This is a genomic window from Kitasatospora sp. NPDC015121, from assembly GCF_055562955.1.
In genome coordinates this window covers 159932-175672 of sequence record NZ_JBVHEH010000014.1, presented here as the reverse complement: position 1 = coordinate 175672, position 15741 = coordinate 159932, and the positions used below count along the sequence as shown (strand labels likewise).

The window sequence follows — 15741 nt, the reverse complement described above, 5'->3', positions numbered from 1 at the left end:
ACATCGAATACTCGGTCTTCTCGACACCGGATGGGCGCGGGTTGGAGGGGTCGGTCCGTTGAACAGCTTCCCGGCACGGAACGTGACGCACGGCAGCGGCGGCTATGCCGCGGTGCCGGAGCAGCCGGGTGCCCCGACGACCCCCGTCCCGCTGCCGCTCGGCTGGGGACAGGGCGGCTCGGGCACCATCTACGACTACATCCGGGTCGCGACCTTCGCGATCGGACCCGACGGGCGGATCGCCCAGTGGAGCGACCGGGCCGCCGAGTTCTTCGGCGTCCCCGCCGCCGAGGCGGTCGGCGCCGACCCGATCACCGCGTTCGTCCCGCGCGAGCTGTGGCAGCGCGGCCGGGCCCGGCTGGAACGCATCCTGTCCGGCGAGGAGTGGGTCGGCACCGCCCCCTACCGGGACCTGTCGGGCGCCGAGAGCCTCGCCGAGGTCTACGCGATGCCCGCCAGCGCCGACGGCTCCGCCACCTGCCTGGCCGTCGACCTCGGCCGGCTGCGCGCCATCGAGACCGACCTGGCCGCCTCCGAGGCGGTCATCGGCCAGACCCCCACAGGCTTCTTCCTGTTCGACACCGACCTCAAGCTGCAACGCGTCAACGCCGCCTTCGCGGCCGGCGTCGGCCGCAGCCCCGCCGCCCTCCAGGGCCTCGCCCCCGGCGACGTGTTCCGCCCCTCCGACGCCGACCGGCTGCTGCTCGCCCTGCGCAAGGTCCTCACCGGCCAGGAACCCGTCCTCGACCTGCGGCTCTCCGGCCCGGTCCGGACCGCCCGCACCGGCGCCGGCCGCGACGAGGACCAGCGCACCTGGGCCGTCTCGCTGTACCGCCTCACCGCCGCCGGCGGCCGCCCGATCGGCGTGGCCGGGCAGGTCCAGGACGTCACCAGCCGGCACATCGCCGAACGCGAGGCCGCCGGCGTGCGCCGCAGCCTCGCCCTGCTGAACGAGGCCTCCACCCACATCGGCTCCACCCTCGACCTGGAGACCACCGCCAAGGAACTGCTCGACGTGATCGTCCCGCAGTTCTGCGACGTCGCCACCGTCGACCTGTACACCGCGCTGCTCACCGGCGACGCCGCCCCGCTCAGCGCCAACCCGGAGAGCGGCGAACTGCGCCGGGTCGCCGTCTCCAGCGTGGTCGGCAACGCCCCGTCCGTGCTCGGCAGCGAGCGCGGCGGCGTCCGGGTCGCCGAGGCCGGCGGCACGCTCTGCTACCCGCCGCGCTCCCCGCACGCCCGCGCCCTGCGCACCGGCCGCAGCGTCGTCCCGCAGCCCGGGCCCGACCCGCTGCTGCGCTCCACCCTGGTGGTGCCGCTGGTCGCCCGCGACCAGGTGCTCGGCCTGGTGCAGCTCTCCCGGGCGATCGGCAGCGAGCCGTTCGACGCCCGCGAGGTCGCGATCGCCGAGGAACTGGTCGCCCGCGCCGCCGTCTGCGTCGACAACGCCCGGCTCTACCGCCGCGAGCACGAGCGCGCCCTGATCCTGCAGCGCAGCCTGCTGCCCCCCGGCAACCCGGCCGCCTCCGGCCTGGAGATCGCCCGCCGCTACCTGCCCAGCAACAACAACACCGAGGTCGGCGGCGACTGGTTCGACGTCATCCCGCTCCCCGGCAGCCGCACCGCGCTGGTGATCGGCGACGTGATGGGCCGCGGCCTGCGCGCCGCCGTCGCGATGGGCCAGCTGCGCACCGCCGTCCGCACCCTGGCGATGCTCGACCTCGACCCCGAAGAGGTGCTCTCCGCCCTCGACGAGATCGCCCGCGGCCTCGGCAACGACGAGGACCCGGAGCGCTCCAACGCCGAGGTCTACCTCGCCACCTGCGTGTACGCCGTCTACGACGCGGTCAAGCAGCGCTGCACCTTCGCCAACGCCGGGCACCTCCCGCCCGTCCTGCTCGCCCCCGGCCAGGGCGCCCGCACCATCACCGTGCCGCCCGGCCTGCCGCTCGGCGTCGGCGGCGAGCCGTTCGAGGAGGTCACCGTCGACCTGCCGGAGGGCGCCGTGCTGGCCCTCTACACCGACGGCCTGGTGGAGTCCCGCAAGCACCAGCTCGACGAGGGCATCGACGCCTTCCGGGCCGCGCTGGCGGCCGGCTCCGAGCGGATCGAGGAACTCTGCGACCAGGTGCTGGACGAACTCAACCCGCACCACGGCGAGGACGACATCGCCCTGCTGATGGCCAAGGTCAAGGGCCTGCCCAAGGGCTCGGTCGGCGACTGGCGGCTGCCGCCCGAGCCGACCTCGGTCGCCAAGGCCCGCGAAGCCGCCTGCGGCTGGCTGCTGGAACGCGGCCTGGACGACCTGGTCGACACCTCCGAACTGCTGGTCAGCGAGCTGGTCACCAACGCGCTGCGGCACGGCCGCGGCGAGATCCGGCTGCGGCTGCTGCGCGACAAGACCATGGTCTGCGAGGTCTGGGACGACGCCTACGCGCAGCCGCGCCAGCGCCGCGCCCAGGAGACCGACGAGGGCGGCCGCGGCCTCCAGCTGGTCTCCCTGCTGGCCGAGCGCTGGGGCAGCCGCCGCACCCCCAAGGGCAAGATCGTCTGGTTCGAGCTCTCGCTCTAGCCCGCCGGGCCCTCCACCACCGCGGCCGCGGCCCGGCGCTCCACCAGGGCGATCCGGGCCAGGCCGGGGTAGAGCGCCCGGGCCCGGTCCAGCGCCTGCCGGGCCTGCCCGGCCCGCCCGGCGGCGAACAGGGCCGCCGCCAGCGAGCACTCCGCGCCGGCCGCCGACAGCGGGTCCGCCGGCGCTCCCAGGGCCTGCCGGGCCGTCCTCACGGCGGCCTCCCGCTCCCCGCGCAGCCGCAGCAGGTCGGCCCGGGCCCCGGTGCGCCGCAGCCGGTTGCCGAAGGAGGACTCGAGCTCCGCCAGCCGCGGCAGGTACGCGGTGGGCGGCAGCAGCCCGGCCTCCGCCGCGCACACCAGGGCCTCGGCGCGCACCAGCACGGCGGTCCAGCGCAGGGCCGCGACCTCCTCGGGGACGGTGATCCGCCCGGCCCGCTCCAGGGCCGCGGCCCACTCGCCGGCGGCCAGCAGCGCCCGCACCCGCAGCGCGTCGTCGGAGACGGTGCCGCTCTCCGGTTCGGCGGCCAGCACGGCCACCGCCTCGGCGACCCGCCCCTCCGTCAACGCCCGGACGGCCGTCCGGTACCCGGGGGAGCCGTAGGCCTCGGCCAGCGCCGAGGGGGAGGCGGTGGGCAGCCGGAGCACCACCCAGCCCGGGCAGCCCGGGACGGAGGACTGGACGCCCACCTCGAACAGCGGCAGCATCGCCGCGCCCAGGCCGAACACCTGCCAGCCGCCCCGGCACGCCGCCAGCAGCCATCCGCCCAGCGCCAGCGCCGGGAGGTACGCGGCCGTCACCGCGGCCCAGGTCCGCGGGCGCGGTACGGGGGTGAGCCGGTAGGCGCCGGCCCCCACCGGCAGCGGCACCGCCCGCAGCGCCAGCGGGACCGCACCGATCCGCCGGACCCGGGTCACCCGGCCGAGGCCCAGCGCGTACAGGGTCGGCACCAGCCCGGCCGGGCGGGCGAGCAGGGCGAGGCAGCCGTGGGAGAGCAGGTTGCCGGCGGCGACGCCGCCGTACAGCGCCGGCAGCACGACGTGCAGCGGGGGGAACTCGACCCCGGCGAGCAGCGGGGTGCAGGCCACGAGCGCGGCGAACACCGCGAGGCGGACCGGGAAACGGGTCTTCTTCTTCACCGGCGTAGCTTCCCGTTCCCGTGGTGCGTACGGGAAGGACCGGGACGCGATGGTGATCTCCACCGCCCCGACGCCGCCCGTTTCGGCTCCATTGGGCCCTTCCCCGTACGATGGGGAGAAGCCGGGGCATGTGCCGTGCCCGGTGGGTGGACCGGTGAATGCTGACGCGGGCCGGGCACCGTGACCCACGATTCCGGGAGAATCAGCGCCGCATGCCCACGCGCAACGACATTCGTAACGTCGCCATCGTCGCCCACGTCGACCACGGCAAGACCACTCTGGTCGACGCCATGCTGAAGCAGGCCGGCGCCTTCGCCGCCCACCAGCAGCTCGACGACCGGATGATGGACTCGAACGACCTGGAGCGCGAGAAGGGCATCACCATTCTCGCGAAGAACACCGCGGTCAAGTACCACCCCAAGGACGGTGGCGCGCCGATCACCATCAACATCATCGACACCCCCGGCCACGCCGACTTCGGTGGCGAGGTCGAGCGCGGCCTGTCGATGGTGGACGCGGTCGTCCTGCTGGTCGACGCCTCCGAGGGCCCGCTGCCGCAGACCCGCTTCGTGCTGCGCAAGGCGCTCACGGCCCGGCTGCCCGTCATCCTGTGCATCAACAAGACCGACCGTCCGGACGCCCGGATCGACGAGGTCATCAACGAGACCTACGACCTGTTCCTGGACCTGGACGCGGACGAGGACCAGATCGAGTTCCCGATCGTCTTCGCCTGCGCCCGCGACGGCGTGGCCTCGCTGACCAAGCCGGAGAACGGCACCGTGCCGGCCGACTCCGACAACCTGGAGCCGTTCTTCTCCACCATCCTGGAGCACGTCCCGGCCCCGGTCTACGACGAGGACGCCCCGCTGCAGGCGCACGTCACCAACCTGGACGCCGACAACTTCCTCGGCCGCATCGCGCTGCTCCGGGTCGAGCAGGGCGAGCTGCGCAAGGGCCAGACGGTGGCCTGGATCAAGCGCGACGGCTCGATCCAGAACGTCCGGATCTCCGAGCTGCTGATGACCGAGGCGCTCACCCGCAAGCCCGCCGAGGTGGCCGGCCCCGGTGACATCTGCGCGGTGGCCGGCATCGGCGACATCATGATCGGCGAGACCCTCGCCGACACCGAGAACCCGATCGCGCTGCCGCTGATCACCGTCGACGAGCCCGCCATCTCGATGACCATCGGCACCAACACCTCGCCGCTGGTCGGCAAGGGCGGCTCCGGCAAGGGCGCCGACGCCAAGTCGGCCGGCAAGGTCGACCGCAAGGTGACGGCCCGCCAGGTGAAGGACCGCCTGGACCGCGAGCTGATCGGCAACGTCTCGCTCCGCGTGCTGGAGACCGAGCGCCCGGACGCCTGGGAGGTGCAGGGCCGCGGCGAGCTGGCGCTGGCCATCCTGATCGAGACCATGCGCCGCGAGGGCTTCGAGCTGACCGTCGGCAAGCCGCAGGTGGTCACCCGCGAGGTCAACGGCAAGACCCACGAGCCGGTCGAGCGCCTCACCGTGGACGTCCCCGAGGAGCACATGGGCGCCGTCACGCAGCTCATGGGCATCCGCAAGGGCCGGATGGACAACATGTCCAACCACGGCTCGGGCTGGGTCCGGATGGAGTTCGTGGTGCCGTCCCGCGGCCTGATCGGCTTCCGTACCGAGTTCCTCACCAACACCCGCGGCACCGGCATCGCGCACTCGATCCACGAGGGCTACGAGCCGTGGTTCGGCAACCTGACCACCCGCAACAACGGCTCCCTGGTCGCCGACCGCTCCGGCGTGGTCACCGCCTTCGCGATGACCAACCTGCAGGAGCGCGGCGTGCTGTTCACCGACCCCGGCACCGAGGTGTACGAGGGCATGATCGTCGGCGAGAACTCGCGCGCCGACGACATGGACGTGAACATCACCAAGGAGAAGAAGCTCACCAACATGCGCTCCTCCAACGCGGACGTGGCCGAGTCCATCGTGCCGCCGCGCAAGCTCTCGCTGGAGCAGTCGCTGGAGTTCTGCCGCGAGGACGAGTGCATCGAGGTGACCCCGGAGACCGTGCGCATCCGCAAGGTCGTCCTGGACGCCAAGGAGCGCGGCCGCACCGCCTCGCGCGCCAAGAAGGGCTGACAACCCGGCACCCCGTTCGGCCGGCCGGCCGGCGTCCTCACGGACGCCGGCCGGCCGCGTTTTCGGTGACGTTGCGTCACGGCGCTCCGGACGCCGGACGTTCGTTAATCGGACGTCACTGATCGTCATCCGTGACGACTGTCCGTTTCGCCCGTGTCTGTGTATGTCTGGTATGTCCGTTTTCCGGGATTCATCCGGCGTTCATGTGACCAAATTGAAATCCGGAATGGTCATTTCCGTATCCGTGGGTGACCGATAGTGGGTGCAGTCGAGCTCGGGTCGAGGCTCCTGCGCAGGGGTGCGCGCCAGGCCGCGAGCGATCTGCAACACGATTTCAGGAGGCACACCCATGCGCGGTGCCAGCCAGGCCAAGTGGGTTGTCGCGGCCGTCGCGGTCGCCCTCGCCGCTACCGCTTGCGGCAGCAACGGCGGCTCGTCCAGCGGCTCCAACGGTGGCGGGGCGGCCAACGCCCAGGGCACCTTCAGCTACCAGAGCACCGAGCCGCAGAACGCGCTCCAGCCGGCGAACGCCATGGAGGTCGGCGGCGGCCGTGTCATCAAGACCCTGTTCAAGGGCCTGGTGGACTACGACCCCAGCAACGGCCAGCTCCGCAACCAGGTCGCCGAGAAGATCGAGACCACGGACGCGCAGAACTACACCGTCACCCTGAAGTCCGGCTGGACCTTCCACGACGGCACCCCGGTGACCGCCAAGTCCTTCGTGGACGCCTGGAACTGGTCGGCCAACGTCAAGAACAAGCAGATCAACTCCGACTGGTTCTCCGACATCCAGGGCTTCGCGGACGTCCACCCGGACGAGGGCGACGCCACCGCCGAGACCATGTCCGGCCTCAAGGTCGTCGACGACACCCACTTCACCATCGCGCTGACCGGCCCGGTCTCGTACTTCGAGTACAAGCTCGGCTACACCGCCTTCTCGCCGCTGCCCGAGGTCTTCTACACCGACCCGGTGAAGTACGGCCAGGCGCCGATCGGCAACGGCCCCTACAAGTTCGTCTCGTGGGAGCACAACAAGGCGATCACCGTCGCCGCGAACGACAAGTACGCGGGCGTCGACAAGCCGAAGAACGGCGGCATCGTCTTCAAGAACTACTCGCAGGCCGACGCCGCGTACAAGGACCTGATCTCGGACAACCTGGACGTGCTGGACCAGGTCGACCCGAGCGACCTGGCCTCGTACAAGACCGACCTGGGCGACCGTGCCGTCGACCAGGCCCAGGGCGCCATCCAGTCGATCTCCTTCTCGCTGTACCAGGACGACTGGAAGCCGGAGAACCTGGCCAAGGTCCGCCAGGGCCTGTCGATGGCGATCGACCGCGACACCATCACCAAGACGGTCCTCAACGGCTCCCGCCAGCCCGCCAACTCCTGGGTCGCCCCGGGCGCGATGGGCTACAAGGACAACACCTGCGGCGAGGCCTGCACCTACAACCCGGAGAAGGCCAAGCAGCTGGTCACCGAGGGTGGCGGCGTTCCCGGCAACAAGATCACCGTCCTGTACAACGCCGACGGCGGCCACAAGGAGTGGGTGGACGCGGTCTGCAACTCCATCCGCCAGGCCACCGGCGTCGAGTGCGTCGGCGACGCCAAGCCGGACTTCAAGACCGCGCGTGACCTGATCAAGAACAAGAAGGTCAACGGTCTGATGCGCACCGGCTGGGTGCAGGACTACCCGCTGAACGCCAACTTCCTGCGCGACGTGTACGGCACCGGTGCCGCGGCCAACGACGGCGGCTACTCCAGCGCCGAGTTCGACCGCCTGGCCGGCGAGGCGGACAAGGCCACCTCGGTGGAGAAGACCGCCGAGCTGTACCAGCAGGCCGAGGCCCAGCTGGCCAAGGACATGCCGGCCATCCCGCTCTGGTACTACAAGACCACCGCCGGTTACTCGAAGAACGTGCAGAACGTGAAGTACGACTCCTTCGGTGACCCGGTCTTCACCCAGGTCGAGGTCAAGCAGAAGTAACCGGGCCGGCACCGCGCGGCTCGCAGAGACACGGCCGGTGCCGTGAACCGCCCCACCGGGCGGCCCGGCACCGGCCGTTGTCACGTCCAGAACTCTGACATCGGGATCACGGCCCGTCAGAGCAGTGAATTGGAGGCACGATGGGGCGCTACGTCGCGAGGCGACTGCTCCAGATGATCCCGGTGTTCCTGGGCACGGTCACGATCATCTTCTTCATGACCCGCTTGCTGCCCGGTGACCCCGCGGCGGCGATGTGGGGCGACAAGGCGGCCGACCCGGCCCAGCTCGCCGCGTTCAAGCACGACATGGGACTCGACGTCTCCAAGTGGCAGCAGTACCTCAACTACATGGGGGACCTGCTCACCGGTGACTTCGGCAGGACCATGAACGGCCGCCAGGTCATCGACGTCATCGGCGAGGCCCTCCCGGTCACCGTCCGCCTGGCGCTGCTGGCCTTCGTGTTCGAGCTGGTGCTCGGCGTCGCGATCGGCCTGTTCGCCGGCCTGCGCCGCGGCAAGGCCTTCGACAAGTCCTCCCTGGTGCTGACGCTGCTGCTGATCTCCATCCCGGTGCCGGTGCTCGGCTTCGTGTTCCAGAACGTCTTCGCGATCCAGCTCGGTTGGATCACCCCGACCGTCCAGGACTCGATGAACCTGGGCCAGCTGATCCTGCCCGCCGTGGTGCTCGGCTCGATCTCGCTCGCCTACGTGGCCCGCCTGACCCGGACCTCCATCGCGGAGAACCTGAAGGCCGACTACATGCGCACCGCGGTCGCCAAGGGCCTGCCCAGGCGCAAGGTCATCGGCACCCACCTGATGCGCAACTCGATGATCCCGGTGGTGACCTTCCTGGGCACCGACCTCGGCGCCCTGATGGGCGGCGCGATCGTCACCGAGGGCATCTTCAACGTCAAGGGCGTCGGCAACGCGCTGTACCACGCCATCAACCTCAACGAGGGCGCGACCGTCTCCGGTTTCGTCGTCGTGCTGGTGCTGGTCTACCTGGTCGCCAGCCTGCTCGTCGACCTGCTCTACGCGGTCCTGGACCCGAGGATCCGGTATGCCTGACCTGATCGAGAAGAACGCAGACATCCCCGCGCAGCGGGGGACCGCTCCGGCCGGGGCGAAGGCCGAGAAGCCGCGCAGCCTGGGCCTGGACGCCTGGCACGACCTGCGCAAGCGCCCGGTCTTCCTCATCTCCGCGGTGCTGATCCTGCTGCTGGTGATGTTCGCGATCGCCCCGAGCCTGTTCACCTCGGTGGACCCGCGCGCCGGCGACCTGCGCAACCACTACCTGACCAAGCCCAACTACCTCCACCTCTTCCAGGCGGACTGGTTCGGCTACGACGGCCAGGGCCGGTCGATCTACGCCCGGATGATCTACGGCGCCCGCGCCTCGGTGGTCGTCGGCATCTGCGTCACCGCCGGCGTCACCCTCCTCGGCGGCCTGCTCGGCATGGTGGCCGGCTACTACGGCGGCTGGGTCGACACGATCGTCTCCCGCTTCACCGACATGGTCTTCGGCATCCCGCTGCTGCTCGGCGCCCTGGTCATGCTGAACGCCTTCCAGGTCCGCACGGTCTGGTCGGTGGTCTTCGCCCTGGTGGTCCTCGGCTGGACCCAGATGACCCGCGTGATGCGCGGCTCGGTGATCACCGTCAAGCAGTCCGACTACGTGACGGCCGCGAAGGCGCTCGGCGCCGGCACCGGCCGGATCATGTTCAAGCACATCCTGCCGAACGCGATCGCCCCGGTGATCGTGGTCGCCACCATCGCGCTCGGCGGCTACATCGCCACCGAGGCCACGCTGAGCTTCCTCGGCATCGGCCTGCAGGACCCGACCATCTCCTGGGGCATCGACATCAACTCGGCCCAGAAGGTGATCCGGCAGGCGCCGTTCGCCCTGTTCTTCCCGGCAGGCATGCTCAGCGTCACCGTGCTGGCCTTCATCATGCTCGGCGACGCGGTGCGCGACGCCCTCGACCCGAAGCTGCGCTGAGAGAGGCGGCCCGCATCATGACCACCGCAGTCGAAAAGACCAACGCCACCGCCAAGGACCGTCTGGTCCCCGGCACCCCGCTGCTCGAAGTCCGCGACCTGCACGTCGAGTTCAAGACCCGGGACGGCGTCGCCAAGGCCGTCAACGGCGTCAACTACTCGGTCGCGGCCGGCGAGACGCTGGCCGTCCTGGGCGAGTCCGGTTCCGGCAAGTCCGTCACCGCGCAGACCATCATGGGCATCCTCGACATGCCCCCCGGCCGGATCACCTCCGGCGAGATCATGTTCCGCGGCCAGGACATGCTCAAGATGTCCAACGAGGAGCGGCGGCGGATCCGCGGCCGCAAGATCGCGATGATCTTCCAGGACGCGCTCTCCTCGCTCAACCCGGTGCTCACCGTCGGCTACCAGCTCGGCGAGATGTTCCGGGTGCACCAGGGCGCCTCCAAGAAGGAGGCGAAGGCCAGGGCGATCGAGCTGATGGACCGGGTGCGGATCCCGGCCGCGAAGGAGCGGGTGGGGGACTACCCGCACCAGTTCTCCGGCGGCATGCGCCAGCGCATCATGATCGCGATGGCGCTGGCCCTGGAGCCGGACCTGATCATCGCGGACGAGCCGACCACCGCGCTGGACGTGACCGTCCAGGCGCAGGTGATGGACCTGCTCGCCGAGCTGCAGGCCGAGTACCACATGGGCCTGATCCTGATCACCCACGACCTGGGCGTGGTCGCCGACGTCGCCGACAAGATCGCGGTCATGTACGCGGGCCGGATCGTCGAGACCGCCCCCGTGCACGAGCTGTACGCCCGCCCCGCCCACCCGTACACCGAGGGCCTGCTCCGGTCGATCCCGCGACTGGACCAGAAGGGCGAGGAGCTCTACGCGATCAAGGGCCTGCCGCCCAACCTCTACAAGGTCCCGGCCGGCTGCGCGTTCAACCCGCGCTGCGACGTCGCCACCGACCTGTGCCGCACCGAGGTCCCCGCCCTGCACCAGGTCACCGACCGGGACGGCGCGGAGCTCGCCGGGCGCAAGAGCGCCTGCCACCACTGGAAGGAGACCCTCCATGGCTGAGCAGCCCATCCTGGAGGTCCGCGACCTGGTCAAGCACTACCCGCTGACCCAGGGCATCCTGTTCAAGAAGCAGGTCGGCGCGGTCAAGGCCGTCGACGGCGTCTCCTTCACCCTGAACAAGGGCGAGACGCTCGGCATCGTCGGCGAGTCCGGCTGCGGCAAGTCGACCCTCGCCAAGGTCCTGATGAACCTGGAGCGGGCGACCGCCGGCCAGGTCCTCTACAAGGGCGAGGACATCTCCCGGCTGTCCGGCGCCGCGCTCAAGGCCGTCCGCCGCAACATCCAGATGGTGTTCCAGGACCCGTACACCTCGCTGAACCCGCGGATGACGGTCGGCGACATCATCGGCGAGCCGTACGAGATCCACCCCGAGGTCGCGCCGAAGGGCGACCGCCGCAAGGCGGTGCAGGACCTGCTGGACGTCGTGGGCCTCAACCCGGAGTACATCAACCGGTACCCGCACCAGTTCTCCGGCGGCCAGCGCCAGCGCATCGGCATCGCCCGCGGCCTCGCGCTCAAGCCCGAGGTCATCATCTGCGACGAGCCGGTCTCCGCGCTGGACGTGTCGGTGCAGGCGCAGGTGATCAACCTGCTGGAGCAGCTGCAGCAGGACTTCGAGCTCTCCTACATGTTCATCGCGCACGACCTGTCGATCGTCCGGCACATCTCGGACCGGGTCGGCGTGATGTACCTCGGCAAGCTGGTCGAGATCGGCACCGACCTGGAGATCTACGACCACGCCACCCACCCGTACACCCAGGCGCTGCTGTCCGCGGTGCCGGTGCCGGACCCGGCCGACCGGGAGAAGCGCGAGCGGATCATCCTCTCCGGCGACATCCCCTCGCCGGCCAACCCGCCGTCCGGCTGCCGGTTCCGCACCCGCTGCTGGAAGGCGGAGGAGCGCTGCTCCACCGAGCCGCCGCTGCTGGCCGTCCCCGAGCTGCTCGCCGGCGGCGCCCGGCACGACTCGGCCTGCCACTTCGCGGCGGAGCGGGAGACCGCGGCGGCGTAGCACCCCCGGCACGGGCTGATTCCGCGGCAGGACCGCGACGAGGGCGACGACCTGACGCCCCGTCGCGGTCCTGCCGCGTTCCCGCGCCGGGCGGCCCTCCCCCGTCCGGCCCTACTGCGGTCGCGCCGCGACAGCCCGCCCCTTCTCATGAGGTGAGATGCGTCATACACCCCTGAGGAGGAAGCTCCATGCCTGCAGGCATCCGCGTGCGCTGGGCTGTAGTCAGTGCGACGTCCGTGGCCCTGGTGGCCACGGGTTGTGGCAGTAGCGGGGACGGCGGCTCCGGTGGTGGCTCGTCCGACACCAGCAAGACCTTCACCTACCAGAGCAGCGAGCCGCAGAACCCGCTGCAACCGGCCAACGCCAACGAGGTCGGCGGTGGACGCATCGTGCAGAACCTGTTCAAGGGACTGGCCGACTACGACCCGTCCAACGGCAAGCTCCGGATGCAGGTCGCGGACAAGATCGACACCAGTGACGCGCAGAACTACACCGTCACGCTGAAGTCGGGCTGGACCTTCCACGACGGCACGCCGGTGACCGCGAAGAGCTTCGTGGACGCCTGGAACTGGGCGGCGAACACCAACAACAACCAGATCAACAGCTCCTGGTTCGCCGACATCGAGGGCTACAAGGACATCCACCCGGAGAGCGGCTCGCCGACCACCGACAAGATGTCCGGCCTGGCCGTCCAGGACGACACGCACTTCACCATCAAGCTGTACAACAAGGTCTCGTACTTCCCGTTCAAGCTGGGGTACGTGGCCTTCTCGCCGCTCCCGGAGGGGTTCTACAAGGACCCGGCGGGCTACGGGCAGAAGCCGGTCGGCAACGGGCCCTACGAGTTCGTCAGCTGGGACCACAACTCGCAGGTGGTCACCAAGACCTTCGCCAACTACCAGGGCGTGGACAAGCCGAAGAACGGCGGCGTCGTCTTCAAGATGTACACCACCTCCGAGGCCGCCTACGCGGACCTGCAGTCGAACAACCTGGACGTGATGGACCAGGTGCCGCCGTCGGCGCTGGCGAACTACAAGAACGACCTGGGCGACCGGGCGATCGACGCCCCGCAGGGCGCGATCCAGAACATCGGCTTCACCCTCTACCAGGCCGACTGGCAGGGCCAGGACAAGAACAAGGTCCGGCAGGGCCTGTCGATGGCGATCGACCGCGACACCATCACCAAGACGGTGCTGCAGAACTCGCGCAAGCCCGCCACCGCCTGGGTCGCCGAGGGTGTCGACGGCTACAAGGCCGGCACCTGCGGCGACTCCTGCACGTACAACGCCGACAAGGCGAAGCAGCTGATCCAGGAGGGCGGCGGCGTCCCCGGCAACGCCATCAAGATCACGTACAACGCGGACGGCGGCCACAAGGAGTGGGTGGACGCGGTCTGCAACTCGATCCGGCAGGCCACCGGGGTGAACTGCTCCGGTGACCCGAAGACCGACTTCAAGACCGCCCGCGCGGCGATCACCGGCCACCAGATCAACGGCCTGTTCCGCACCGGCTGGGTGCAGGACTACCCGCTGAACGCCAACTTCCTCGCCGACGTCTACCGCACCGGCGCGGCCTCGAACGACACCGGCTACTCCAGCCCCGAGTTCGACAAGCTCGCCAACGAGGCCGACCAGGCCGCGTCCGTGGAGGACACCGCGACCGGCTACCAGAAGGCCGAGGAGCAGCTGGCGATCGACATGCCGGCCATCCCGCTCTGGTACTACCGGACCAACTCCGGCTTCTCCACCAACGTGCAGAACGTCGAGTTCGACTCCTTCGGCAACCCCGCCTGGACCCAGGTCGAGGTCAAGGGCTGACCTGCCCGGAACCGGCCCCGTCCTCCCCGCACGGAGGGCGGGGCTCCGGTACTACGTCACCCCTTCGGAGGGAGGGCTCCCATGGGCCACTACGTGCTACGCCGCGTGCTCCAGATGATCCCGGTGTTCTTCGGGGCCACGCTGCTGATCTTCCTGATGGTGTACAGCCTGCCGGGCGACCCGATCGCCGCGATGTTCGGCGACAAGGCGGCCGACCCGGCGACCGTGGCCAACCTGCGGCACCAGTACTACCTCGACCAGCCGCTGTGGAAGCAGTACCTGCACTACATGAACAACATCTTCCACCTGGACTTCGGCACCAGCTTCACCGGCCGCCCGGTCTCCGAGATCATGGCGGACGCCTTCCCGGTCACCATCAGGCTCGCCCTGGTCGCCTTCTTCTTCGAGATCGTGATCGGCCTGCCGCTCGGCCTGATCGCCGGCCTCTACCGGGGCAGCGTCGCGGACACCCTGGTGCTGGTGCTGACCCTGATCGTCATCTCGATCCCGGTGTTCGTGCTCGGCTACATCGCCCAGACGATCTTCGCGATCAACCTGGGCTGGGTCACCCCGACCGTCCAGGACTCCAAGGACATCACCCAGCTGATCCTGCCGGGCCTGGTGCTCGCCTCGCTGTCGCTGGCCTACGTGGCCCGGCTCACCCGCACCTCGATCGGCGAGAACATGCGCGCCGACTACATGCGCACCGCGGTGGCCAAGGGCCTGCCGCGGCACACCATCATCGGGCGGCACCTGCTGCGCAACTCGCTGATCCCGGTGGTGACCTTCCTGGGCACCGACCTGGGCGCGCTGATGGGCGGCGCGATCGTCACCGAGGGCATCTTCAACATCGCCGGCGTCGGCAACGTCCTCTACCGGGCGATCAACCAGAAGGAAGGCCCGACGGTGGTCGGCATCGTCACCGTGCTGGTGCTGGTGTACCTGGTCGCCAGCCTGGTCGTCGACCTGCTGTACGCCGTCCTGGACCCGAGGATCCGCTATGCCTGACCGGAACGGGGACATCCCCGACGACCACGACCCGCTGCGGAACATCCAGCCGACCGACAGCGACCACCTGGACTACGTCGGCCAGCAGGGGCTGGCGGTCGAGCAGCAGACGCTGATCGAACCGGACCCGGCCAAGCGGGAGCAGGCCCGCAGCCTGTGGGGCGACGCCTGGCGGGACCTGCGCAAGCGGCCGACCTTCCTCATCTCGGCGGTGCTGATCGTCCTGCTGGTGGTCATCGCGATCTGGCCGGGCCTGTTCACCGACACCGACCCGCGCGCCGCCGACCTGACCAAGGACTACCTGCGCAAGCCCGACTACACCGACTTCTTCGGGGCCGGCTGGTTCGGCTACGACGGCCAGGGCCGGTCGATCTACGCCCGGGTGCTGTACGGGGCCCGGGCCTCGATCACGGTCGGCATCTGCGTCACCCTGGCGGTCACCCTGCTGGGCGGGCTGGCCGGGATGACGGCCGGCTTCTTCGGCGGCTGGATCGACGCGGTGATCTCCCGGGTCACCGACATCTTCTTCGGCATCCCGCTGCTGCTCGGCGCCCTGGTGCTGCTGAACGCCTTCGCCACCCGCAACGTGTGGTCCGTGGTGATCGCGCTAGCCTTCCTCGGCTGGACCCAGCTGGCCCGCGTGATGCGCGGCTCGGTGATCACCGTCAAGCAGTCCGACTACGTGATCGCCGGGCGGGCGCTGGGCGCCGGCACCGGTCGGCTGATGTTCCGGCACATCCTGCCGAACGCGATCGCCCCGGTGATCGTGGTCGCCACCATCGCGCTCGGCGGCTACATCACCGCGGAGGCCACGCTGAGCTTCCTCGGCATCGGCCTGCAGGACCCGACGATCTCCTGGGGCGTGGACATCTCCTCCGCCCAGAAGGTGATCCGGCAGGCCCCGTTCGCCCTGTTCTTCCCGGCCGCCGCGCTCTCCGTCACCGTGCTGGCCTTCATCATGCTGGGCGACGCGGTGCGCGACGCCCTCGATCCGAAGCTGCGCTGAGCGAGGGGAAAG

The 15741-nt window shown here is 70.0% G+C and carries 11 protein-coding genes; 10 read left to right on the top strand and 1 reads right to left on the bottom strand.

Going from position 1 to position 15741, the window contains the following annotated elements; all coding sequences use genetic code 11:
- Positions 1-112 precede the first annotated feature (112 nt).
- Positions 113-2575, top strand: a complete 2463-nt coding sequence (locus ACZ3J7_RS22315; protein WP_465624113.1) for a SpoIIE family protein phosphatase — start codon at positions 113-115, stop codon at positions 2573-2575.
- On the opposite strand, the gene ACZ3J7_RS22310 is transcribed toward ACZ3J7_RS22315, so the two are convergent.
- The gene (locus ACZ3J7_RS22310; protein WP_465623825.1) at positions 2572-3711 is read right to left on the bottom strand and encodes a hypothetical protein; all 1140 of its coding nucleotides are present in this window, start codon (positions 3709-3711) and stop codon (positions 2572-2574) included. The two genes, ACZ3J7_RS22315 and ACZ3J7_RS22310, sit on opposite strands and share 4 nt — an antisense overlap.
- Before the next feature lie 212 nt (positions 3712-3923).
- On the opposite strand from ACZ3J7_RS22310, the gene typA reads away from it, so the two are divergent.
- The 9 genes from typA to ACZ3J7_RS22265 all read left to right on the top strand — a co-directional run bounded on the left by typA (position 3924) and on the right by ACZ3J7_RS22265 (position 15729).
- Positions 3924-5828, top strand: a complete 1905-nt coding sequence (gene typA, locus ACZ3J7_RS22305; protein ID WP_465623821.1) for a translational GTPase TypA — start codon at positions 3924-3926, stop codon at positions 5826-5828.
- A 349-nt stretch (positions 5829-6177) separates the two neighbouring features.
- Positions 6178-7815, top strand: a complete 1638-nt coding sequence (locus ACZ3J7_RS22300) for a peptide ABC transporter substrate-binding protein (RefSeq protein WP_465623817.1) — start codon at positions 6178-6180, stop codon at positions 7813-7815.
- Positions 7816-7955: 140 nt separating this feature from the next.
- Entirely contained in the window at positions 7956-8882 is a 927-nt protein-coding gene (locus tag ACZ3J7_RS22295; protein WP_465623813.1) for an ABC transporter permease, read from the top strand.
- Positions 8875-9813 carry an ABC transporter permease gene (locus ACZ3J7_RS22290; protein ID WP_465623810.1) on the top strand — a complete coding sequence of 313 codons (939 nt, stop codon included), beginning with the start codon at positions 8875-8877 and terminating at the stop codon, positions 9811-9813. The genes ACZ3J7_RS22295 and ACZ3J7_RS22290 overlap by 8 nt, the downstream gene beginning before the upstream one ends.
- Positions 9814-9830: 17 nt before the next feature.
- On the top strand, positions 9831-10886 hold the full coding sequence (locus tag ACZ3J7_RS22285) for an ABC transporter ATP-binding protein (RefSeq protein WP_465623807.1): 1056 nt from the start codon (positions 9831-9833) through the stop codon (positions 10884-10886).
- Positions 10879-11898 (top strand): ABC transporter ATP-binding protein, encoded by a 1020-nt coding sequence (locus ACZ3J7_RS22280; protein WP_465623803.1) that lies wholly within the window; start codon positions 10879-10881, stop codon positions 11896-11898. Before ACZ3J7_RS22285 ends, ACZ3J7_RS22280 begins: the two co-directional genes overlap by 8 nt.
- A 188-nt stretch (positions 11899-12086) precedes the next feature.
- Entirely contained in the window at positions 12087-13715 is a 1629-nt protein-coding gene (locus ACZ3J7_RS22275) for a peptide ABC transporter substrate-binding protein (protein ID WP_465623802.1), read from the top strand.
- Between the two features lie 81 nt (positions 13716-13796).
- The gene (locus ACZ3J7_RS22270; RefSeq protein ID WP_465623798.1) at positions 13797-14723 is read left to right on the top strand and encodes an ABC transporter permease; all 927 of its coding nucleotides are present in this window, start codon (positions 13797-13799) and stop codon (positions 14721-14723) included.
- Positions 14716-15729 (top strand): ABC transporter permease, encoded by a 1014-nt coding sequence (locus tag ACZ3J7_RS22265; RefSeq protein WP_465623795.1) that lies wholly within the window; start codon positions 14716-14718, stop codon positions 15727-15729. Before ACZ3J7_RS22270 ends, ACZ3J7_RS22265 begins: the two co-directional genes overlap by 8 nt.
- The last annotated feature ends 12 nt before the right edge of the window (positions 15730-15741 follow it).

Bases quoted from the DNA above. Each gene is read 5' to 3' on its own strand.
- ACZ3J7_RS22300 (WP_465623817.1), top strand. From the start codon at position 6,178: ATGCGCGGTGCCAGCCAGGCCAAGTGGGTTGTCGCGGCCGTCGCGGTC.
- ACZ3J7_RS22270 (WP_465623798.1), top strand. From the start codon at position 13,797: ATGGGCCACTACGTGCTACGCCGCGTGCTCCAGATGATCCCGGTGTTC.
- ACZ3J7_RS22280 (WP_465623803.1), top strand. From the start codon at position 10,879: ATGGCTGAGCAGCCCATCCTGGAGGTCCGCGACCTGGTCAAGCACTAC.
- ACZ3J7_RS22265 (WP_465623795.1), top strand. From the start codon at position 14,716: ATGCCTGACCGGAACGGGGACATCCCCGACGACCACGACCCGCTGCGG.
- ACZ3J7_RS22285 (WP_465623807.1), top strand. From the start codon at position 9,831: ATGACCACCGCAGTCGAAAAGACCAACGCCACCGCCAAGGACCGTCTG.
- typA (WP_465623821.1), top strand. From the start codon at position 3,924: ATGCCCACGCGCAACGACATTCGTAACGTCGCCATCGTCGCCCACGTC.
- ACZ3J7_RS22290 (WP_465623810.1), top strand. From the start codon at position 8,875: ATGCCTGACCTGATCGAGAAGAACGCAGACATCCCCGCGCAGCGGGGG.
- ACZ3J7_RS22295 (WP_465623813.1), top strand. From the start codon at position 7,956: ATGGGGCGCTACGTCGCGAGGCGACTGCTCCAGATGATCCCGGTGTTC.
- ACZ3J7_RS22275 (WP_465623802.1), top strand. From the start codon at position 12,087: ATGCCTGCAGGCATCCGCGTGCGCTGGGCTGTAGTCAGTGCGACGTCC.